Raw genomic sequence first — 20,850 nt, 5'->3', positions numbered from 1 at the left:
GCGCCGTCGACGAGCACGACGAGGCCGCCCGCCTTGCGCCCGGGGCGGTGCGAGACGTCGTCGCGCTTGGGCCAGGCGAGGGCGGCGCCGTAGGGGTTGGCCGGATCGGTGGCGGCCAGCGTGACGGCGTTCCGCGGTGGCGGGTCGGCGAGACCGGCGTAGGTGCGCAGCCGGTCGACGGTGGCGGATGCCGCGAACTGCGCCGCCCCGAGGCGTTCGATCACGTAGCCGCGTCGGCAGTGTCCCGCCTCTTCGAAGCCCGCCAGCACCCGGTAGGCCTGGGCGAAGCCGCCGGGAACGCCCTCGGACTGCACGGCGCCGCGCGTCACGACGCCGTAGCGGTCGAGCAGGAGGCCTGCCGTCACGGTCGCCCGGCGGGCGGCATCCGTCTCGATCGTGGGGAGCAGCGCCCAGCGTCCGCCGATCGAGGTCGGGCGCGGCGCGGTGCGGGTGAGCGACATGCCGCGATAGGTGCGGGCGCGGGGTGCGCGACGGGTGACCTTGTGCGCCTGCGAGCCACCCGCGAGCAGCGAGCGGATCGGCGCGAACGTGTCGTTCGTGACATGCCCCGACCAGGTCAGCCCCCAGAGCGCCTCGAGCACCGACTGCTCGTTCTCGGCGCCGGCCATCTCTTTCAGCTGCGCGGCGAAGTACGCGCCGCCCACCTGCAGCGCGGTCAGGATGCGCGCCTCCAGAGAGTCGGCCGCGATCTCGGTGTCGGGCTCGGGGAGCGTGAACGGGGCGAGATCCGCCGGATGCAGCGACACCCAGCCGTCGCGCCCGGGCAGCGTGCCGTGGCCCGACCAGATCACTTCGCCGGCCGTGGTCAGCTCGTCGAGCATGGTGGGGGAATAGTCGCGCACCCGCGACGGGAGCACCAGCGACTCCCAGGCGCTCGCCGGGATCGGCACCCCGGCGAACTGCTCGATCACGGTGAGGACGCCGTCGATGCCTTCCAGCGGCCGGCCCAGGTGCTGCCACTCGGGGAGGAAGCGTGCGTACGCCTCCGGCGAGACCGGTTCGACCGACCCGCGGATCGCTGCGAGCGACCGCATCCGGAGGCGCCGCAGCACCTCGGTGTCGCACCACTCGACGTCGGAGCCTGAACCGGTCCCTGAGCCCGATGAAGGGTCGGGCAGGAAGTAGCCGCTCGTGAGACGCCCGGCGTTCTCGAGGCGCTGGAGGGTGTGCCGCGCGACGGCCGCGCCGATGCCGAACCGCGTGGCCACGGCATCCGTCGTGAACGGCCCGTGGGTGCGCGCATGCCGCGCGACGAGGTCGCCGAGCGGATCGGCGATCGGCTCGAGGAAGGCGACGGGGATGCCCGTGGGCAGCGCGGCGCCGAGGGCATCGCGGAGGCGTCCGGCGTCTTCGATCGCGGCGACCCGGCTCACTCCGCCGATCGTCACGGGAATGGCACGGCGGGCGGTGATGAGGTCGTCGAGGAGCGCGGACGCCGACGACGTGACGGTCTCGGGATCGAGGCGGGCGGCGACCTCGTCGGCATCGAGCGGGCCGAGCATGCGCAGCAGGTCGGCGACGCCCTCGAGCCCGCGGGCGCGGCGCTCGGGGTCGAGACGCTGCGCCTCGCGCTCGAACTGCGCGATCACGTCGGGGTCGAGGAGTTCCCGCAGCTCGACCGTGCCGAGCAGCTCGCCGAGCAGGGCCGGGTCGACGGACAGCGCGGCGGCCCGCCGCTCGGCGAGCGGGGAATCGCCCTCGTACATGAACGCGCCCACGTAGCCGAACAGCAGGTCGCGCGCATAAGGGGAGGGCTGGCCGGGCTGCGTCTCGACGAGGCGGATGCGCCGGTCGGCGATCGATGTCGCGAGCTTGCGCAGCGAGGGGAGATCGTAGACGTCCTGCAGCACCTCGCGCAGGGTCTCGAGGATCACCGGGAAGGTCGGATGCCGCCGGGCGACCTCGAGCAGCTGGGCCGAGCGCTGACGCTGCTGCCAGAGCGGGCTGCGCCGGTTCGGGTTGGTGCGCGGCATGAGCAGGGCGCGCGCCGCGCACTCCCGGAAGCGCGAGGCGAACAGAGCGGAGCCGCCGACCTCCTGCGTCACCAGGACCTCGAGCTCATCGGGGTCGAAGACGAACAGCTCGGCGCCGGGAGGCTCGGCCTCGGCATCCGGTATGCGCACGATGATGCCGTCGTCGCTCGCGACCGCCGAACCCTCGACGCCGAGGCGCTCGCGCATGCGTGCGTTGATCGCCAGTGCCCACGGTGCGTGCACTTTCATGCCGTACGGCGAATGCAGGATGACACGCCAGTCGCCGACCTCGTCGTGACCGCGCTCGACGGTGAGGGTGCGGTCGGTCGGCAGGGTTCCCGTGGCTGCGCGCTGCTCGGTGAGGTGGGCCATCAGGTTGCCGCGCGCCTGCTCGTCGAGACCGGCCTCGATCAGGCGCTGCGCCGCCTTCTCGGGTGTGGCCGCGGCGACCTCGCGGGAGAACCTGCCGAGGGCCTCGCCGAGTTCGAACGGCCGCCCGATGCCGTCGCCGTGCCAGAACGGCACCTTGCCGGGCTGGCCGTAGGCGGGGATCACGTTGACGCGGTCGTGGGTGATCTCGGCGATGCGCCAGCTGGTGGTGCCGAGGGTGAACACGTCACCCACCCGCGACTCGTAGACCATCTCCTCGTCGAGCTCGCCGACGCGCCGGCCGGCGCCCTCGCCCGCGACGAAGACGCCGAAGAGGCCGCGGTCGGGGATCGTGCCGCCGCTCGTGACGGCGATGCGCTGAGCGCCGGGGCGACCGGTGAGCGTGCCGGCATCGCGGTCCCACACCAGACGCGGGCGGAGCTCGGCGAATTCGTCGGAGGGGAAGCGCCCGGCGAGCAGGTCGAGCGTCGCCTCGTAGGCGGAGCGCGGCAGCGACTGGAACGGCGCGGAGCGACGGACCGTCTCGAACCACTCCTCGACGCTGATGGCGCCGAGCGCGCTCGCCGCGACGGTCTGCTGGGCCAGGATGTCGAGCGGGTTGCGCGGCACCTGGATCGCCTCGATGCGGCCCGCCAGCATGCGCTCGGTCACGATCGCGGTGTGCAGCACGTCGCCGCGGTGCTTCGGGAAGAGCGCGGCGCGACTGATCTCGCCGACCTGGTGGCCGGCACGGCCGACGCGCTGCAGACCGGATGCCGCGGACGGCGGGGCCTCGACCTGGATCACCAGGTCGACGGCGCCCATGTCGATGCCGAGTTCGAGGCTGCTCGTCGCGACGACGCAGCGCAGCACGCCGGACTTCAGCTCTTCTTCGACCTGCGCGCGCTGCTCCTTCGAGACCGAGCCGTGGTGCGCCTTGGCGAGCACGGGGTCGGCGCCCGCGGTCGCACCGGCCTGCGCCATCATCGCCGCGGGTGACCCGACGGCGGCGGGGAGCGCGACGCCGATGCGCTCGGAATAGATCTCGTTCAGGCGCCCGGTCAGACGCTCCGCCAGTCGGCGGGAGTTTGAGAAGACGATGGTCGAGTTGTTCTCGAGGATGCGGTCGACGATCGCCTCTTCGACGTGCGGCCAGACCGATCCGGTGACCTCGGTGTACTCCGCGTCGGCGGGGTCGGCGGTCTCCGCCGGCGCCCCGGGCGGCGGCGGGGGATTGGTCATGTCGTCCATCGGCACGACCACGGAGAGCTCGAAGGTCTTGGATGCCGGCGGCGCCACGATGTCGACCGGCGCGGAACCGCCGAGGAAGCGTGCGACCTCGTCGATCGGCCGCACGGTCGCCGACAGCCCGATGCGCTGGGCGGCGGTCTCGTTGCCGTGCGAGGCGCGGAGCGCATCGAGCCGCTCCAGGCTCACCGCGAGGTGAGCGCCGCGTTTGGTCGCGGCGACCGCGTGCACCTCGTCGATGATCACGGTGTGCACATCGCGCAGGGTCTCGCCCGCGCGGCTCGTGAGCATCAGATAGAGAGACTCGGGGGTCGTGATGAGGATGTCGGGCGGGTCGGAGACGAGCTTGCGACGGTCGCTCGACGTGGTGTCGCCCGACCGGACGCCCACGGTGACCGAGGGTGCGGCCAGGCCGAGGCGTCGCGCGGACTGGCCGATGCCGATCAGCGGCGAGCGGAGGTTGCGCTCGACGTCGACGCCGAGCGCCTTCAGCGGCGAGATGTAGAGGATGCGGGTGCGCGCCGCATCTTTCTCCGGCTTCTCAGCGGCGGTCGCGATCCGCTCGCGGAAGACGCTGTCGATCGCCCAGAGGAACGCCGACAGGGTCTTGCCCGAGCCGGTGGGCGCGACGACGAGCGCGTGCTTGCCGGCCGAGATCGCATCCCAGGCGCCGGCCTGCGCGGGCGTGGGCGCGGGGAACGCCCCCCGGAACCAGTCCTGCGTGGCCGGAGTGAAGCGCTCGAGCACATCCCCCATCCGTCCATCTTCCCCGAGACCACCGACATCGGGGCGGGGATTGACGGAGTGCTCGACGGATGTCCGACCTGTGAGCGATGCTGAGGCCATGGCGACGCACACGACGAACTATCTCGAGACCTTCATCGAGGTCGCGGAGGACTGTCCGACCGACCATGCGGAAGAGCCGCCCGTGGCGGAGTCGCCGTCGATCGCGGCCCTGCATCACCGCCTGATCGCGGAAGAGCCCTACAGCCGCACCTCCGACGACGTGATCTTCGAGACGCACGCCCTGCGGCGGGGAATCGCGATCGACGATGCCGCGGCCCGCGAGGAGTTCTTCTCGAAGGGGCAGCCGTGTCTGCGCTCCTCGCCCCTCGGCAAGCGCTACGGCTGGGGCATCCATCATGATGCCGAGGGTCGGGTGGCTCTCGTGCCGCGCGAATCCGAGCAGTACGAGCTGCTCGCCGCCGATCCCGCGCTCGCCCACACGAGGGCGATGCGGAGTCGGCGAGCCTGAGCGTCCGGTCTTCTCACACCTCGCGCAGCGCGCCCTCGGCGTCGATCTCGAGCGTGAGATCGAGGTCGAGCCGTGCGAGGAAGGCGTCGTCATGGCTCACGACCAGCACGGCCCCGCGATACGCGCGCAGCGCCTCGACGAGCTGATCGACGGTGTCGATGTCGAGGTTGTTCGTCGGTTCGTCCAGCACCACGAGATGCGGTGGGGGATCCGAGAGCAGCAGCTTCGCCAGAGCGACGCGGAATCTCTCACCGCCCGACAGCGCCGATACCGGCCGATCGGCCGTCGCCCCGCGGATCAGGAACCGGGCGAGCCGGTTGCGCAGCTCCTTCTCGGGCACCTGCGGGGCGGCATCCGCGATGTTCTCGAACACCGATCGCTCTGCGTCGAGGCCGTCGATCCGCTGCGGCAGGTAGCCGATCCGGTCGGTGAGGGCCTCGGCGACGAGCGATCCGACCGTCGGTTCGGAGGAACCGCGCACCAATCGCTCGAGCAGGGTCGTCTTGCCGGCCCCGTTCCGCCCGACCAGGGCGACGCGCTCGGGGCCCTGGAGCACCCAGGCCCGCTCCGTGTCGCCGAGCATCGCGATGCGGCGCGACCGGGAGACCTGCGGATCCGGCAGCTCGATCTTCATCGACGCGTCGGAGCGCACGCGGCGTCCGGCCTCGTCGAGGCTCGCGCGCGCGGCGTCCTCCTTCGCTCCGACTTCGGTGCGCAGCTTTCCCGCCGACACCTCCGCCGCCATCCTGCGGCCGTGCGCGATGATCTTCGGGACGCGCTTCTCGATCTCGGCCTTCTTCGCGGTCCGTGCCCGATGAGAGAGCTTCACCTCGGCCTGAATGCGCTGACGCTTCTCCTTGCGGAGCGCCTGCGCGGCGGTGACCTCGGCCTGCTTCGCGGCATCCTGCTCGGCATCCAGCCAGGCGCGCCACTCGGAGTACGGACCTCCGAAGACGCTCAGCGTCTGCGCATAGAGCTCGGCGGTGTCGTCCATGAGCTCGAGCAGCGACAGGTCGTGACTGACCACGATGAGCGTGCCCTTCCAGGCCTGCACCATCGCGCCCAGCTTCGTCCTGGCGTCGCGGTCGAGGTTGTTGGTCGGCTCGTCGAGGAGCGTGATCGGCGCACGGCGCAGACGGATGCCCGCGATCGCCACCAGCACCGCCTCGCCGCCCGAGAGCTCGCCGACGCGGCGGTCGAGGAAGTCCGGAGCGAGTCCGGCCTCGGCGAGCGATGCCTGGGCGCGCGTCTCGATGTCCCAGTCGTCGCCGACCGCGTCGAAGTGCGCCGGGTCGACGTCGCCGGCGCTGATCGCGCGCACCGCGTCGAGCGTCTCGGCCACGCCGAGGAGTTCCGCGACGCGGCGATCGACGTCGAGCGTCAGCTGCTGCGGCAGGTACGCGACCTCGCCGGATGCCGCGACGGAACCCGACGTCGGCTCGAGTTCGCCGGCCATCAGGCGCAGCAGCGTGGACTTGCCCGCACCGTTGCGTCCGACGAGACCCGTGCGACCGGAGCCGAACGCGCCGGAGAGGCCGTCGAGCGCCACGGAGCCGTCCGGCCAGGTGAAGGTGAGCCGGTCGAGAAGGACCGGCGCATGAAGAGTGGAGTGTGACATGGGATGTCTCCTGTCGAGTGCGGGGGTGCACTGACACCGGGACCTCGGTCACGAGCCACGAGGGGTCGGAGCGGAGGCGGAGTCTGCCGTGGAGTCGGCGATCGTCGGGTCAGCGCGCGGAATGAGGAGCGCGGAGGCGACGGATCAGATCAAAGGACTTCCAGACACGGCGGACAGGACGCATCGACGATACCCGGGCGTGTCGCGACGCGCAACCCCCGGGCGTGTCGCGGATCAGCTCGCGGTCTCGCCCTTCCCGATCCCCTCGAGCCACTTCGTGAGGAACAGCCGCACATCGGCGAGCTCCTCTTCGGAGATGCTGTGGGTGAGACCCGTGTACACCCGGCCGGAGAGCTCGGAGTGGTCGGGCAGCCACTGCGCGGTGTGGTCGATGAGCGCGGGAGGGATGACGTCGTCGTTCGTGCCGCGGCCCCAGAACACCGCGGGTCGGAGCTCGCGGAGCTCTTCGTCTCGGGGCAGCTCGCCGGGCGACGCATAACCGCTCAGGGCGACCACGGCGCCGAAGCGCTCAGGAGCGAGACGGAGGGCCTGGAGGGCGACCGCCGCACCCTGGGAGAAGCCGAGCAGCGCGATCGACGGCGCCGCGCCGGCCGCGCTGTCGAGCCAGCGCAGGAAGGAGGAGGCGGCGCCGGTCACCGCGTCGGGGCTGCGGCCGTCGAGACCCTCGATCGGATACCAGGAGCGCCCCGGCATGGGCCACGGCGGAGCCAGCGGAGCGGCGACGGATGCCACGGCGATGCCCTCGGGCAGGTAAGGCACCAGGCCGAAGAGGTCGTGCTCGTCGGCGCCGTAGCCGTGCAGCAGCACGAGCAGCGGCATCCGTCCTCGGTCGGCGGACGACCATCGGGTCGCCGCATCGTCGATCGTCAGGTTCTCGCTCACACCGATATCCTGCCAGCGGATGCCGACACGTCCACCCCGCACGGTCAGGCGCGGCTGGTAGAAAGGACACATGTCCGTCCGCACACCTGATCCCGAGCCGGAACCCGAAGACGACGGTCTCGGGGCGTTCCGCGATGCCAATCCGTCGGCGCCCGGCTCGAATCCCGGGTGGCTGAGCGACATCGAGCTCGAGGAGGCGCGCCGGCATCTGCCGATGCTCTACGTCGAGGCGATCCCGGTGCGCACCGACGGGTCCGGGCAGGTCACCGAGATCGGCATCCTGCTGCGGTCGACGCCGATGGGCGAGATGACGCGCACGATCGTCTCGGGTCGCGTCCGGTTCGGCGAGACCATCCGCGACGCCCTCTTCCGCCACGTCGAGAACGACCTCGGTCCGATGGCCTTCCCGCTGCTGCCGCCGCAGCCGCTGCCGTTCACGGTGGCCGAGTACTTCCCGATCCCGGGTGTCAGCGCGTACCACGACGACCGGCAGCATGCGGTGTCGCTGGCCTTCGTCGTGCCGGTGACGGGTACCTGCGAGCCCCGACAGGATGCGCTCGAGGTGACCTGGTTCCCGCCGGAGGCCGCCGCATCCGACGCGGTCGCCGCCGAGATGGAGGGCGGCCGCGGCACGCTGATCCGCCTCGCCCTCGCGAACCTCGGGCTGCTGCGCTAGCGAGTCCTGGCCTGCGCCGCGGCGCCGGCATCCATGACTCGCGACGTGCCTCTCGAAGGGCGTCGAGAGACCCCTCTCCACGGGCGACTCTTGCGTTGGCTGAACTAATGGGCTAGAAAGTAGACCATTAGTCCAATCGGCAAAGGATGTTCGCATGGATGCTTCGACAACGACGTCGCACAGCGCAGCAACAGGACAGGATCGCAACCTCCGCGGAAACCTCGGGGCGGTCTCGGTCACCTTCATGGTGATCGCCGCGGCGGCTCCGCTCACGGTGGTCGGCGGTCTCGTGCCGATCGGCTATCTCGTCGGGAACGGCATCGGCTTCCCCGTCATGTTCCTCGTGGCCACCGTGATCCTGCTGCTCTTCTCGGTGGGCCTCACCGCGATGAGCCGCTACCTCCCCAAGGCCGGATCCTTCTTCGTCTTCGCCACGCACGGGCTCGGTCGCACCCCGGGGCTGGCCACGGCGTACCTCGCTCTGATCTGCTACACGACCGTGCAGATCGCAGTGTTCTCCTACCTGGGTGCGACCATCAGCTCGAGCATCGTGCTCCTGGGGGGTCCCGAGATCCCGTGGTGGCTGCTCACCCTCGCCACCGTCGCGATCGTCGGCGCCCTCGGCTTCCGGCAGATCGAGCTCAGCTCCCGCGTGCTGGTCATCGTGCTGCTCGCCGAGATCGGCATCGTCGTGCTGCTGGGTGTCGTGATCCTGGTCACCGGGGGAGCGGACGGCGTGACCTACGGCTCTTTCCTGCTCGAGAACGTGCTCTCCGGCGCCCCCGCCCTCGGCCTCATGTTCGCGATCGCGAGCTTCATCGGGTTCGAGTCGACGGTCGTCTACCGTGACGAGGTGCGCACACCGGAACGCACGATCCCGCGCGCCACCTACGCATCGGCCATCGTCATCGGCGTGTTCTACGCGTTCGCCGCCTGGACGATCGTGGTCGGCGTCGGCGAAGGCGCGATCGTCGACGAGGCGGCCGCCGACCCGACCACGCTGATCGCCCGCGTGACCGAGCAATACCTGGGCCCGATCGGCTCGATCGCCGTCGCCGTCCTGTTCCTCGGGAGCATGTTCGCCGCGGTCCTGTCGCTGCACAACGTGCTGACCCGCTACCACCACGCGATGGCGAACGCCCGCGTGCTGCCGCACCGCGTCGGCGCCGTCCACCCGCGCCACGGCTCGCCGCACGTGGCCTCGATCGTGCAGGTGGCGACCTCCGGACTCGCGATCATCGTGCTCGCGCTGATCGGCTTCGCGCCGGAGAACATCTTCGCCTGGTTCGCCGGCATCGGCACCCTCGCGATCGTCATCCTCATGGCGGTCACCTGCCTCGCGGTCGTCGTGTACTTCGCCCGCACGCGCCTGCTGCGGAGCCCCTGGCACACCGTGATCGCTCCCGCGCTCGGCTTCCTCGGGCTCGCGGTCTCCGCCGTGCTCATCGCCGCGAACTTCCCGCTGCTGGTGAGCGACGTCGATGCGGAGGGGAACCCCGCCTGGGGGCCGATCAGCATCACGCTGGTCGCCGTCGTCGTGCTCGCTCCCGTGATCGGCCTCGTGCAGGCCGCCGTGATGCGCGCGAGGGCCCCGGAGGCGTACGCGCAGATCATGCGCCGCTTCGACGAGAACGCCTGACCCCCGCCCACCGCAGAAGAAGGATGGACATCATCGGCACCTCCGCCCTGACCCGACCACTGATCGGCATCTCCGGACGGCGCCTGCGCGGCTCCGCGATCGGCGCACCGCACGGCTTCGCCGACGCACCCCTGGAGGCGTATCTCAGCGAGTATTCGACATCCATCCTCCGCGCCGGCGGCCTGCCGGTGCACCTGCCGATGGATGCCGCTCCGGCGGAGCTCGTCGAGCGCCTCGACGGCGTCGTGATCGTCGGCGGCGACGACGTGGACCCGCGCCGCTACGGTCGCACGCCGGGGCCCTTCACGCCTCTGGTCGACCCGCAGCGCGACGAGTTCGAGGCCGGACTGATCGAGGCCGCGATCGACGGGGCGGTTCCGCTGCTCGGCGTCTGCCGGGGCGCACAGCTTCTCAACGTGGTGCGCGGCGGCACGCTCCACCCGCACCTGGCGCACGGTGAAGGCGAGTCGCACGGCTCGTACGCCTACCCGCGCGCGCATCTCGTGCACGACGTGCGCACGGCGGCGGGCAGCGTCGCGCACGCCCTCTATGGCGAGACGACGCGCGTCAACTCGTTCCACCATCAGGCGGTCGACGTGCCGGGCCGCGGGATCGTGGTCACCGGCTGGGCTCCCGACGGCATCGTCGAGGCCATCGAGCTCGAGGGCCGCCCCGTCGTCGGGGTGCAGTGGCACCCGGAGGTCTTCGAGACCGATCCGATCTTCGGCTGGCTGGTCGATCAGGCAGCCGCCCGCGCGACGCTCGGCGTCGCGTCCGCAACGCAGAACGTCGCCTAGGCGTCACCGAACACCGTCGTCACCGAACACCGTCGTCACCGAACAGGGAGAAGAAATGCGACACGCAGACAAGAACGCCTTCATCACCGGCGCAGGTTCCGGGATCGGACGCGAGACGGCTCGCCGTCTCGCGAGCGAGGGTGCCCGGGTTCTCGTGACGGACGTCTCGGCAGAGGGGGCGGCCGAGACTGTGCGTCTCATCGAGGAGGCCGGCGGAACCGCTGTCGCAGCCGTCGTCGACGTGCGTTCGCGGGAACAGATCCGCGCCGCCGTCGAGCGCGCCCGCGAGGAATGGGGTGCGCTCCACCTGCTGATCAACAACGCCGGCGTCGTCACGGAGCATTCGTTCGAGACCCTCACCGAAGAGGCATGGGACTTCGTCTTCGACATCAATCTCAAGGGCCAGTTCCTCGTCGCGCAGGAGGTCGCCCCGCTCATCGCCGAGTCCGGCGGCGGCGCGATCGTGAACCTCTCCACGGTCGAGGCGCTCGTGGTCGTGACGAGCACCGGCACCGCGCAGCCGCACTACAACGCGAGCAAGGGCGGAGTCCCCATGCTCACCAAGGCGCTGGCCGTGGAGCTCGCCGCGAAGAACATCCGCGTCAACTGCGTCGCGCCCGGCCCCATCGCCACCGACTTCTTCGACTACGAGAGCGTGACGAGTGACGAGGCGCTGGAGTTCATGAAGCAGCGCCTCCTCGTGCCCCGGGTCGGGCTCCCCGCCGACATCGCGTCGGCCGTATCCTGGCTGCTCAGCGACGAGGCGTCCTGGATCGACGGCATCCAGCTGCCTGTCGACGGAGGGTGGCTGACACGATGATCGATGACGTACGCCTCGCACCCGACGAGCTCGAGGCCGCCGGCATCCGCACGGTGATCGTCGCGACGCCCGACATGCAGGGCCGTCTCGTCGGCCGGCGCATCCCCGTCGAAGGATTCGGCCGCGTGGTGGAGAACGGCGTCGACATCTGCACGTGCGCGTGGTCGTGGGACATCGAGCAGGGCCTCGAGCTGATCGATGCCAACCGGTTCGCCCTCTGCGGCATGCACAACGGCGTGCCCGACGTCACGCTCATCCCCGACCTCGACACCCTCCGCCCCGCAGCCTGGCTCGAGGGCGTGGCCATCTGCCTCGCCGACCCGGTCGACGTGCACTCGCACGAGCCGATGCCGATCTCGCCCCGCGTGCTCCTGAAGCAGGAGCTCGCGCGGCTCCGGGAGAGGGGCCTGACGCCGCTCGCCGGCACGGAGCTCGAGTTCTACCTCTTCCGCAATGAACCGCGCGCGCTGCGTCGTTCCGGATTCCGCGACCTCGACCCGACGACCCTCACCCCGTCGGACTTCATGATCCACGAGGGGAACCTCTACGAGCCGTTCTTCCAGAAGCTGCGCTCCGACCTCCGTGCCAGCGGCATCCTCGTCGAGACGGCGCAGAGCGAGTGGGGACTCGGCCAGTGGGAGATGACGTTCGAGTACGGGGATCCTCTGGAGATGGCCGACCGTCATGCGCTCTACAAGCTGGCCGTGCGTGACACCGCGGCGCGCGCCGGCATGTCCGCGACCTTCATGGCCCGCCCGCTCAACGACCAGCCGGGGTCGTCCTGCCATGTCCACGTGTCGTTCGTGGACGACGAGGGCGAGGCGGTGTTCTGGGACGAGTCGGCCGACGATCACCTCAGCGGGCGCATGCGGGCGGCGATCGCCGGCGCGCTCGAACATGCTCCGGCCCTGATGGCCTGGTACGCCCCGACCGTCAACGCGTACCGCCGGAGCAATTCCTCCGACGTCGCGGGGAGCGGACGCACGTGGGGCTTCGACAACCGCACCACGACGGTGCGCGTGGTGGGACACTCGCCGAAGGCGCTGCGCTTCGAGTTCCGGCTGCCCGGTGCCGACACCAACCCGTACTTCACCCTCACCGGGCTGCTCGCCTCGGCGCGCGACGGCATGGACAAGGACACCGCGCTCGCGGATCCCGTGATCGGCAGCGCCTACGACCTTCCCGGTGACGGGACGATGCCCGCGGATCCGCGTCAGGCGAGCATCCTGTTCGGCGAGAGCGCGCTGGTGCAGGACCTGCTCGCGCCCGACATCATCTCTCACCAGCAGGTGCTGCTCGAGCACGAGTGGACGACGTTCATGTCCCGTGTCACGGACTGGGACCTGCAGCGCTACTTCGATCGGATCTGACATGACCTACCCCGCCCTGCGCACCTGGATCGGCGGCGCCGCCGAGGAGAGCCCCGAGAACGACGGCACCTGGCTGCACGACCCCAACACGGGGGAGGCGCTGGCCGCCTCCGCCTCGAGCACGCTCGACCAGGTCGAGCGCGCCGTGACCGCCGCGCGGGAGGCGCACGACGACGCTCGCTGGCGCGGTCTCGCACCGGAGCGTCGGGCCGAGAGGCTGATCGCCCTCGCCGACTGGCTCGACGACCGCGCCGAGGAGATCGCCCGTCTCGACGCGGTCAACAGCGGTGTCCCGATCTCGGTCACACGGCTGTTCGGCGGGGCGAACGGCGCGACCCTGCGCGATGCCGCACGGCGCGCGGTGGAGGTCGGCGATGCACGCGAGCTGCCCTCCTCGCAGGGCGGCGTGCGACTGCACCGGGTGCCGTGGGGACCGACCGCGCTGATCCTGCCCTGGAACGCCCCCTCGGCGATGGCGGTCAAGAAGACGGCGTTCGCGCTCGCGGCAGGTGCGACGGTCGTGCTCAAGCCCTCGTCGTTCTCGCCGTGGAGCGCCCAACTCCTGCTGGAGGGCGTGCACGCGGCCGGCATCCCCGACGGGGTGGTCGGGCTCGTGCAGGGCAGCGGGGGGATCGGACGCGCCCTCGTCGCCGACGAGCGGATCGCCGCGATCTCGATGACGGGATCCACGCCGACCGGACGTGCGATCGCCGCGACGGCCGCGCCGCGCTTCGCCAGGCTGCAACTGGAGCTCGGCTCCAACAACGCCGCGATCGTCCGTGCAGATGCCGACCTGGAGGCCGCGGCGAGAGCGCTGGCCGACGGCGTCCTCAAATTGTCCGGCCAGTGGTGCGAGGCGCCTCGACGTGTGCTCGTCGACCGAGTGCGCCGCGACGAGATGGCGGGACTGCTGATCGCCGAGTTCGGGCGGCGCACGATCGGCTCGAGCCTCGACGAGGCGACCGAGGTCGGACCCGTCGCCTTCGCCGCACGCCGTGACGAGCTCGCCGAGCAGCGGGAGCGGCTGGCGCAGGCCGGTGCGGAGGTGCTGAGCGTCTCGCGGATCCCGACGCAAGGGTGGTTCTTCGCGCCGACGGTGGCCGTGCTCGACGGCCCGGGCCTCGCCGACGAGGTGTTCGGACCGATGCTGCTCGTGGGCGGCTACGCCGACGAGGACGAAGCCGTCACCCTCGCCAACACCGGTCAGGTGGGGCTCGCCGGGTACGTGTTCGGCGCCGACGAGGAGGCTGCGGCGGCCCTCGGCACCCGGTTCGTCGCGGGAGAGGTCAAGGTCAACGGCACCAGCGTGCTCGACATGTCGCCCGAATCGGCGCAGAGCTTCTTCGGTGCGAGCGGTCTGGGCGGGCACGGAGACGGCGATGTGCTTGACTTCTTCGTGGGGAAGCAGGTCGTGGGCTCCGATCGCCCAGGGCTCCCCCTCTGAGCGGAGGAGTACGGATGAGCGAGCGTGACGACGCGCCGCACGACTTCTCCCGTGCCGTGCTGCAGCCCGTGTCCGGCTACCAGGCCGTCGCCGGGTTCCTTCGGCGTGAGATGGCACTCGGCCGCATCCGGCCCGGCGATCGTCTGCCGCCGGAACGTCGACTCTCCGAGCAGCTGGGCGTCTCGCGGGAGACTCTGCGTCAGGCGCTGCGCATCCTCGAGGGGAGCGGCCAGATCGTGATCTCGCGCGGTGCGTCCGGCGGGGCGATCGTGCAGGATGCCGCGCTGGATCCGCGGCTCATCCGCGAAGAGGTCCGCACGCGTTCGGGTGAGATCGGCGAACTCACCGAGTTCCGCGCGATCGTCGAATCCGGCGGAGCGGCGCTGGCCGCGGTGCGCCGCAGCGATGACGACCTGGAGGCGATGGCGCAGGCCCAGCGCGACCTCGCCGAGGCGACCACCAAGGCGGATTCGCGCATCGCCGACACGGACTTCCATATCGCGCTCGCCGAGGCGTCGGGCAATTCCTTCGTGCGCGACGCAGTCGAGGAGGCGAGGGTGCGGATGTTCGAGCCCGTCGACCTGATCAGCTTCGACTTCGTGAAGGAGTCGAGCTGGGACGCGCACGAGCAGATCCTCGAGGCGGTGCGCCGTGGAGACGCCGAGGCGGCGGATGCCGCGATGCGCGCGCACCTGCGCACCACGCGCGAGGAGTTCACCCGCGTCGTCGAATCCTGACGCGCTGCGGGAGTGGCTCGGGGCGCGTGAGCCGGTGCGCTCAGGCGGTGGTGAGGCGCGACAGCTCCGCGACGAAGGCGTCGACGTCGGACTCCTCCGTGTCGAAGCTGCACATCCAGCGCACCTCGTTGCGCGCGGCATCCCAGTCGTAGAAGCGGAACGACTCGCGCAGGCTGTCGGCGACGCCGTCGGGAAGCGTCGCGAAGACGCCGTTCGACTGGGTCGGCTGCGTGAACGAGACGCCGGTGATGGAACCGTCGGCGATGCCCGCCTCGACGGATGCCCGCAGCCGGGCCGCCATCGCGTTGGAGTGCCGTGCGTTGCGCAGCCACAGGTCGCCTTCGAGCAGCGCGATCAGCTGCGCCGACACGAAGCGCATCTTCGAAGAGAGCTGCATGTTGAACTTGCGGGAGTAGACCAGCCCATCGGATGCCGAGGGGTTCAGCACGACGACGGCCTCGCCGAGCATCGCGCCGTTCTTCGTGCCGCCGAAGCTGAGCACGTCGACGCCGGCGTCACGGGTGAAGGCGCGCAGCGGCAGGTCGAGGGCCGCGGCGGCGTTCGACAGGCGGGCGCCGTCGAGGTGCAGCTTCATGCCGCGCTCGTGCGCGTGGTCGGCGATCGTGCGGATCTCGTCGGCCGTGTACAGCGTGCCGAGCTCGGTGGACTGCGTGATCGAGACGACCAGAGGCTGTGCGCGGTGCTCGTCGCCCCATCCCCACGCCTCACGGTCGATGAGCTCGGGGGTGAGCTTGCCGTCGTCGGTCGGGACGGTGAGCAGCTTGAATCCGCCGATCTTCTCGGGGGCGCCGCCCTCGTCGACGTTGATGTGCGCGGTCGAGGCCGCGATCACCGCACCCCAGCGGGGGAGCATCGACTGCAGGCCGGTGACGTTCGCGCCGGTGCCGTTGAACACCGGGAAAGCCTGCACGCCCTCGCCGAACTGCGCCTGGAAGACCTCCTGCAGGCGCACGGTGTAGAAGTCCTCGCCGTAGGCGACCTGGTGGCCCCCGTTCGCCGCGGCGATCGCCGCGAGGACCTCGGGGTGGATGCCGGAGTAGTTGTCACTGGCGAATCCCCGGATCGCGGGGTCATGCGTAAGGCTCACCGCACAAGCCTACGGCCCGGGCGGGCGCGGTCGCGCGTTCCGGAGCGCGGAGGGGGTTCCGGATGTCGGAGGGTCGCCCTACCCTCATAGGCATGGAGCGCACCGCGGCGAAGACCGCCTTCGCGAACGTCCTCGTCAACACGCTGATCGCCAACGTGACGACGAGCTTCCTGTGGTTCGCGCTGACGTTCTGGGTCTACATCGAGACGCAGTCGGTGCTGGCGACCGGCATCATCGGCGGCGCGTACATGCTGTTCGTCGCGTTCTTCGCCATGATGTTCGGCACCATCGTCGACCGGCATCGCAAGCACACGGTCATGCTGCTCTCCAGCGTCATCTCGGCCGTCGCGTTCCTGATCGCCGGCGCCCTCTACGTCTGGCAGGGCGAGGCGCCGCTGCTCGACCTCGGCGGGCCGTGGTTCTGGTTGTTCTCCGGGTTCATCCTCTTCGGCGGCGTGATCGAGCAGCGGCGCAACATCGCGCTGTCGACCACGGTGACCCTGCTGGTACCCGAAGAGAAGCGCGTGAACGCCAACGGGCTCGTCGGCACCGTGCAGGGCATCGCCTTCCTCGTCACGAGCGTCTTCTCGGGGCTGTCGATCGGCTTCCTCGGCATGGGGTGGACCCTCGCGATCGCGATCGCGGCGATGGCCGTCACGTTCGCGCACCTGCTCTTCATCCGCATTCCCGAGGGCACGCCGCAACCCGACCCGAACGGCAAGAGCGCCCTCGACTTCCGCGGCAGCGTGCAGGCGATCCGGCTCGCCCCCGGGCTGTTCGCCCTGATCGTCTTCTCCACCTTCAACAACCTCATCGGCGGCGTCTACATGGCGCTGATGGACCCCTACGGGCTCACGCTGTTCGATGCGCAGACGTGGGGCTTCGCGCTGGCGTTCGCGTCGACCGGCTTCCTGATCGGCGGCGGCCTGGTCGCGAAGTTCGGGCTCGGCAAGAAGCCGATGCGCACGATGCTGCTCGTGGTGATCGCCATGGGCGTGCTCGGCGCGGTGTTCATGCTGCGCGAATGGTGGCCGCTCTATGTGATCGGCATCTGGATCTACATGGCGCTCGTCCCGCCCGTCGAGGCCGCGGAGCAGACCGTGATCCAGAAGGTCGTGCCGTTCGAGCGGCAGGGCCGCGTCTTCGGTGTGGCGGCCGCGATGGAGGCGGCCGCGGCGCCGATCACCGCGTTCCTCATCGCGCCGATCGCCGAGTTCCTGATCATCCCGTACATGGACAGCTCGGCAGGTCAGCGCCAGTGGGGGTGGCTGCTCGGCGAGGGCGAGGCGCGGGGCATCGCCCTGATCTGCCTGTTCGCCGGACTGATCATGGTGGTCGCCGCGACCCTGGCCTTCTTCACCGGCTCCTACCGTCACCTCACCGAGCTCTACGCCACCGCCCCCGATCCGAACCCGGACGATGAGGAGCAGGCGGGTGCCGCCGAGGCAGAGACCCCCGAGCAGCGCCCCGATGCGCCGGCGCCGGTGCGCGGACAGCCGCCGGAGATCCCGGAGCGCAGGGTCTAGCACGGCGCACGCCGATGCCCTGCGGCTCGAGATCCGCGCCGTGCCGTGACGCTCAGGCCAGGTCGACGATCCGGTCGTTGAGGTCGGCGGCATCCGCGTCCCACAGGGCGAGCACCGCGGGCGCGAGGGCGTCGGGGTCGAGCGCCTTCGCGCGGAAGATGACGGATGCCGCGCGGAGCGGCTCTTCGGAATCGCGCGCCGCCTTGGCATACCCCTGCGCGACCCCGCGGGTCCACGCCTCGCTCGCGGCCTTCACCGCCGCGTAGTTCGCGCCACCGGCGAGGGGCCGCGCGACTGCGGTGGAGGAGACGACCGCGAAGCGTCCGGCATCCGACGCGCGCAGCGCTCCGTCGAAGGCGCGACTCGTGGCGCGCACCGCCTCGAGCGCGGGCAGCAGGGCGTGGAAGTCGTCGTCGGACTGCCCGGCGAGCCCGCCGCCTCCACGCCAGCCGCCGACCAGCGAGATCACGCCGTCGACCGATCCGAGGCGTGACGCGAGCGAGGTCATGTCATCGAGCGAGGTCGCGTCGGCGACCTCGACCTCGGCCCCGGCATCCTTCAACGGCTGAAGGCGCTCGACCGAGCGACCGGTCGCGATCACGCGGGCGCCGGCGTCGAGCAGGGCGCGCGCGACAGCGAGGCCGGAGGCACTGGTCGCTCCGGCGAGGACGATGGTGCGATCGGTGACAGTCACGTGCTCACTCATCGCCGAGCCACCCCTTTCGATACGAACCACCCCTCTGTGTATGCGCAGAAGGGGACGGTTCGACCATAAGGGGGTGGCTCGACGACGGGAAGGGCGTCACGTCAGTCGTCGGTCCCGCGGATGCCGACGGTCGACTCGATCACGGGCTTCATCTTCTTGTCGAGTGCCTCGAAGAACATCGACAGCGGGAACTCGTCGTCCAGCACGGCATCCGTGTAGCCCTTGGGGGCACCCGAGAGGATCTCGTCCGACAGCCCACGCGCCCAGTTCGACGCCGGGTGCGGAGTCAGCACCTCGCGGACGAGGTCATAGGCCGCGAGCCAGTGCGCGACCTTCGGACGGTCGATCGAACGCCAGTACAGCTCGTCGATCGCATCGCCGAGGGCGACGACCGCGTCGGGCACGGCGTCCCAGTCGAACGCCAGAGCCGTGTCGGTCCAGTGCAGCACACCGCGCTGGTGCAGCCAGGCGAACAGCAGCTGGCCGCCGAGGCCGTCGTAGTTGCGCACGCGCGAGCCGGTGATCGCGAATCGGAAGATGCGGTCGAAGATCACGGCGTACTGCACGAGACCGGCCTGGTCGAGCGTCTCCTGCTCGATCGCGGTGAGCTGCTCATCGGCGGCGACGCGCGCCGAGAGCGCCCGCTCGATCTTCACCGACTCGCGGAACGCGGTCAGGTCGCAGCGCAGCTCCTCCAGCGAGTAGAGGAAGAACGGCATCCGCTGCTTGATCATGAACGGGTCGAACGGCAGGTCGCCGCGCATGTGCGTGCGATCGTGGATGATGTCCCACATCACGAACGCCCGCTCGGTCAGGGCCTGGTCGTCGAGCATCGCGGCGGCGCGATCCGGCAGGTCGAGCTTGGTGATGGCCGAGGCGGCGCGGGTCACGCGACGGTAGCGCGCAGCCTCGCGGTCCTGGAAGATCGCGCCCCACGTGAAGGAGGGGATCTCGCGCATCGCGACGGTCTCGGGGAACAGCACGGCGGAGTTGGTGTCGTAGCCGGGCGTGAAGTCGACCAGTCGCAGCGAGACGAACAGCTTGTTGCCGTAGTCACCGGCTTCGAGCGCGGCGATGAATTCGGGCCAGATCGTCTCGACGATGAGCGCCTCGACGAGGCGGTCGCTCGACCCGTTCTGCGTGTACATGGGGAAGACCACGAGATGACGGATGCCGTCGACACGGTGCTGCTGCGGCTGGAAGGCCACGAGCGAGTCGAGGAAGTCCGGCACGCCGAAGTCCTCCGACGCCCAGCGGTCGAAGTCGACGATCGACGCGGCCAGGTAGTCGGCGTCGTGCGGGAAGGCGGGCGAGAGGGCGCGGATGCCGGCGGTGATGGCGGCGACGAGCTCGCGGGCGACCGCGTGATGCGCGGCATCCGGGATCGAGCCGTCCTTGATCTGGAGCTCGCGGATCGCGATCGCCGCGTCCTTCAGCTGCGCCCACGCGGGGGAACGCTCGGCGGTCGCAGCGTCCTCGACGACCTCGGGTTCGCCGACGATGGCCTGTGCAGCGGAGCTGTTGGCGGAAATGATGGACATCGGGACCTCCGATCGCGCGGCATGCCGGAAATTTTCCGGTCATAACGGAATACTCACGATAATCTTACATCCATGGATGATTCTGTCGACCGCGCGATCGTCGCGGAGATCGCCCGCGACGGGCGGGCCACGCTGTCTCAGCTGTCGGACTCCGTCGGTCTCTCGGTCTCGGCCGTGCAGTCGAGGCTGCGCCGGCTCGAGACGCGCGGGGTGATCTCCGGCTACCGGGCGATCCTCGACCCCGAGCTCGTGGGGACTCCGCTGTCGGCCTTCATCGAGATCACCCCGCTCGACCCGGCGCAGCCCGACAACGCCCCGGAGCTCCTCGAGCACCTCGACGCCATCGAGGCGTGCCATTCGATCGCCGGCGACGCGAGCTACATGCTCTTCGTGCGCGTCGCTTCGCCGCGTGCGCTCGAGGAGCTGGTGCGCGACGTGCGCACCGCCGCGAACGTCAGCACCCGCACCACGGTGGTGCTGCAGACCTATTACGAGCACCGGCCGATCATCCCGCTGGCCTCCGAGGCGTAGGCGCGCGCTCGACTTCTGCGGCCATCCACAACTTCTGCGGCCTCTCGCCTCGAGATCGGCCGCAGAAATTCGGTCTGGCCGCAGAACTTGCGCAGCGTCAGAGTGCGGCGCCGACCATGGCCTCCCCGAGGGGCGTGCGCAGGTGCAGCATCCGGGTGCCGTCGCGCTCGCTCGCGATCAGCCCCGCGGCGCGGAGAACGGTCAGGTGATGCGAAGCCGTCGACACGGCGATCGCCGCATCCCCGGCGACCTGCGACGTCGTGCGCGCCGTTCCCGCTCGGAGCAGGATGCCGGCCCTGGCGGGGCCGAGCAGCGCGCCGAGGGCGACCGCGATCTCGGTCTCGTCCCGCGCCCAGCCGGCCGTCACGCCGCGTGCGGGATAGAACAGCGTCGGCTGCGCGGGTGGCTCGGTGAGCACCATGCACCCCCACGACGACATGACCGACGGCACCAGCACGAGCCCGCTGCCGTGGCAGTCGACCTGCTCGCTGTGACGGCGCAGCGAGACCCGCACGGCGCCCGCGCCCCAGGTGACCTGCGGGTGCAGGGCGCCGGCCATGCCCCGCAG

Annotated in this window: 17 protein-coding genes; 10 read left to right on the top strand and 7 right to left on the bottom strand. The window is 70.6% G+C overall.

Going from position 1 to position 20,850, the window contains the following annotated elements:
- On the bottom strand, nt 1-4,367 hold a 4,367-nt coding region (locus DW306_RS13520), incomplete at its 3' end, for an ATP-dependent helicase (protein ID WP_136056119.1).
- Between the two features lie 88 nt (nt 4,368-4,455).
- On the opposite strand from DW306_RS13520, the gene DW306_RS13515 reads away from it, so the two are divergent.
- Nucleotides 4,456-4,866: a DUF6157 family protein gene (locus tag DW306_RS13515; RefSeq protein WP_136056118.1), complete on the top strand. Its 411-nt coding sequence runs from the start codon at nt 4,456-4,458 to the stop codon at nt 4,864-4,866.
- Between the two features lie 13 nt (nt 4,867-4,879).
- Here DW306_RS13515 and DW306_RS13510 read toward each other — a convergent pair whose 3' ends face one another.
- Nucleotides 4,880-6,484 (bottom strand): ABC-F family ATP-binding cassette domain-containing protein, encoded by a 1,605-nt coding sequence (locus DW306_RS13510; RefSeq protein WP_136056117.1) that lies wholly within the window; start codon nt 6,482-6,484, stop codon nt 4,880-4,882.
- A gap of 234 nt (nt 6,485-6,718) precedes the next feature.
- The gene (locus DW306_RS13505) at nt 6,719-7,387 is read right to left on the bottom strand and encodes an alpha/beta fold hydrolase (RefSeq protein ID WP_240747197.1); all 669 of its coding nucleotides are present in this window, start codon (nt 7,385-7,387) and stop codon (nt 6,719-6,721) included.
- A 70-nt stretch (nt 7,388-7,457) separates the two neighbouring features.
- Here DW306_RS13505 and DW306_RS13500 point away from each other — a divergent pair, with 70 nt between their 5' ends.
- From DW306_RS13500 to DW306_RS13470, 7 genes are all read left to right on the top strand, one after another.
- Nucleotides 7,458-8,063, top strand: coding sequence for a DUF4916 domain-containing protein (locus DW306_RS13500; RefSeq protein ID WP_136056115.1), 606 nt, complete (start codon nt 7,458-7,460; stop codon nt 8,061-8,063).
- A 154-nt stretch (nt 8,064-8,217) separates the two neighbouring features.
- On the top strand, nt 8,218-9,702 hold the full coding sequence (locus DW306_RS13495) for an APC family permease (protein WP_136056114.1): 1,485 nt from the start codon (nt 8,218-8,220) through the stop codon (nt 9,700-9,702).
- Between the two features lie 23 nt (nt 9,703-9,725).
- Nucleotides 9,726-10,499 carry a gamma-glutamyl-gamma-aminobutyrate hydrolase family protein gene (locus DW306_RS13490; RefSeq protein ID WP_136056113.1) on the top strand — a complete coding sequence of 258 codons (774 nt, stop codon included), beginning with the start codon at nt 9,726-9,728 and terminating at the stop codon, nt 10,497-10,499.
- A gap of 55 nt (nt 10,500-10,554) precedes the next feature.
- The gene (locus tag DW306_RS13485; protein WP_136056112.1) at nt 10,555-11,319 is read left to right on the top strand and encodes a glucose 1-dehydrogenase; all 765 of its coding nucleotides are present in this window, start codon (nt 10,555-10,557) and stop codon (nt 11,317-11,319) included.
- A complete protein-coding gene (locus DW306_RS13480) occupies nt 11,316-12,689 on the top strand; it encodes a glutamine synthetase family protein (protein ID WP_136056111.1) in 1,374 nt (457 codons plus the stop codon). Before DW306_RS13485 ends, DW306_RS13480 begins: the two co-directional genes overlap by 4 nt.
- A gap of 1 nt (nt 12,690) precedes the next feature.
- Nucleotides 12,691-14,133, top strand: a complete 1,443-nt coding sequence (locus DW306_RS13475) for an aldehyde dehydrogenase family protein (RefSeq protein WP_136056110.1) — start codon at nt 12,691-12,693, stop codon at nt 14,131-14,133.
- 14 nt (nt 14,134-14,147) lie between these two features.
- Complete coding sequence (locus tag DW306_RS13470; protein ID WP_136056109.1) at nt 14,148-14,870, top strand: FCD domain-containing protein; 723 nt, start codon at nt 14,148-14,150, stop codon at nt 14,868-14,870.
- Nucleotides 14,871-14,910: 40 nt separating this feature from the next.
- Here DW306_RS13470 and DW306_RS13465 read toward each other — a convergent pair whose 3' ends face one another.
- Entirely contained in the window at nt 14,911-15,978 is a 1,068-nt protein-coding gene (locus DW306_RS13465; RefSeq protein WP_136056108.1) for a low specificity L-threonine aldolase, read from the bottom strand.
- 92 nt (nt 15,979-16,070) lie between these two features.
- Here DW306_RS13465 and DW306_RS13460 point away from each other — a divergent pair, with 92 nt between their 5' ends.
- The gene (locus DW306_RS13460) at nt 16,071-17,504 is read left to right on the top strand and encodes an MFS transporter (protein WP_136056107.1); all 1,434 of its coding nucleotides are present in this window, start codon (nt 16,071-16,073) and stop codon (nt 17,502-17,504) included.
- Nucleotides 17,505-17,556: 52 nt separating this feature from the next.
- Here the strand turns inward: DW306_RS13460 and DW306_RS13455 are convergent, their stop codons facing one another.
- Together DW306_RS13455 and DW306_RS13450 are read right to left on the bottom strand one after the other, a co-directional pair.
- Nucleotides 17,557-18,210 carry an SDR family oxidoreductase gene (locus tag DW306_RS13455; protein WP_136056106.1) on the bottom strand — a complete coding sequence of 218 codons (654 nt, stop codon included), beginning with the start codon at nt 18,208-18,210 and terminating at the stop codon, nt 17,557-17,559.
- A 101-nt stretch (nt 18,211-18,311) separates the two neighbouring features.
- Complete coding sequence (locus tag DW306_RS13450) at nt 18,312-19,751, bottom strand: DUF6421 family protein (RefSeq protein ID WP_136056105.1); 1,440 nt, start codon at nt 19,749-19,751, stop codon at nt 18,312-18,314.
- A gap of 72 nt (nt 19,752-19,823) precedes the next feature.
- Between DW306_RS13450 and DW306_RS13445 the strand changes: the two genes are divergently transcribed.
- Nucleotides 19,824-20,282, top strand: coding sequence for an Lrp/AsnC family transcriptional regulator (locus DW306_RS13445; protein ID WP_136056104.1), 459 nt, complete (start codon nt 19,824-19,826; stop codon nt 20,280-20,282).
- A 97-nt stretch (nt 20,283-20,379) separates the two neighbouring features.
- On the opposite strand, the gene DW306_RS13440 is transcribed toward DW306_RS13445, so the two are convergent.
- Nucleotides 20,380-20,850: helix-turn-helix transcriptional regulator (locus tag DW306_RS13440; protein ID WP_136056103.1), on the bottom strand; the 471-nt coding region annotated here is incomplete at its 5' end.

It is taken from the genome of Microbacterium sp. K24 (assembly GCF_004794465.1).
Lineage (GTDB): Bacteria > Actinomycetota > Actinomycetes > Actinomycetales > Microbacteriaceae > Microbacterium.
The sequence above is the reverse complement of the archived record's forward strand: the minus strand, read 5'-3'. Positions and strand labels throughout refer to the sequence as shown.

What these genes read in the sequence shown, in the direction of transcription:
- DW306_RS13515 (WP_136056118.1), top strand. Translation starts at nt 4,456, where the DNA reads ATGGCGACGCACACGACGAACTATCTCGAGACCTTCATCGAGGTCGCG.
- DW306_RS13510 (WP_136056117.1), bottom strand. Translation starts at nt 6,484, where the DNA reads ATGTCACACTCCACTCTTCATGCGCCGGTCCTTCTCGACCGGCTCACC.
- DW306_RS13500 (WP_136056115.1), top strand. Translation starts at nt 7,458, where the DNA reads ATGTCCGTCCGCACACCTGATCCCGAGCCGGAACCCGAAGACGACGGT.
- DW306_RS13495 (WP_136056114.1), top strand. Translation starts at nt 8,218, where the DNA reads ATGGATGCTTCGACAACGACGTCGCACAGCGCAGCAACAGGACAGGAT.
- DW306_RS13490 (WP_136056113.1), top strand. Translation starts at nt 9,726, where the DNA reads ATGGACATCATCGGCACCTCCGCCCTGACCCGACCACTGATCGGCATC.
- DW306_RS13485 (WP_136056112.1), top strand. Translation starts at nt 10,555, where the DNA reads ATGCGACACGCAGACAAGAACGCCTTCATCACCGGCGCAGGTTCCGGG.
- DW306_RS13480 (WP_136056111.1), top strand. Translation starts at nt 11,316, where the DNA reads ATGATCGATGACGTACGCCTCGCACCCGACGAGCTCGAGGCCGCCGGC.
- DW306_RS13475 (WP_136056110.1), top strand. Translation starts at nt 12,691, where the DNA reads ATGACCTACCCCGCCCTGCGCACCTGGATCGGCGGCGCCGCCGAGGAG.
- DW306_RS13470 (WP_136056109.1), top strand. Translation starts at nt 14,148, where the DNA reads ATGAGCGAGCGTGACGACGCGCCGCACGACTTCTCCCGTGCCGTGCTG.
- DW306_RS13460 (WP_136056107.1), top strand. Translation starts at nt 16,071, where the DNA reads ATGGAGCGCACCGCGGCGAAGACCGCCTTCGCGAACGTCCTCGTCAAC.
- DW306_RS13455 (WP_136056106.1), bottom strand. Translation starts at nt 18,210, where the DNA reads ATGAGTGAGCACGTGACTGTCACCGATCGCACCATCGTCCTCGCCGGA.
- DW306_RS13450 (WP_136056105.1), bottom strand. Translation starts at nt 19,751, where the DNA reads ATGTCCATCATTTCCGCCAACAGCTCCGCTGCACAGGCCATCGTCGGC.
- DW306_RS13445 (WP_136056104.1), top strand. Translation starts at nt 19,824, where the DNA reads ATGGATGATTCTGTCGACCGCGCGATCGTCGCGGAGATCGCCCGCGAC.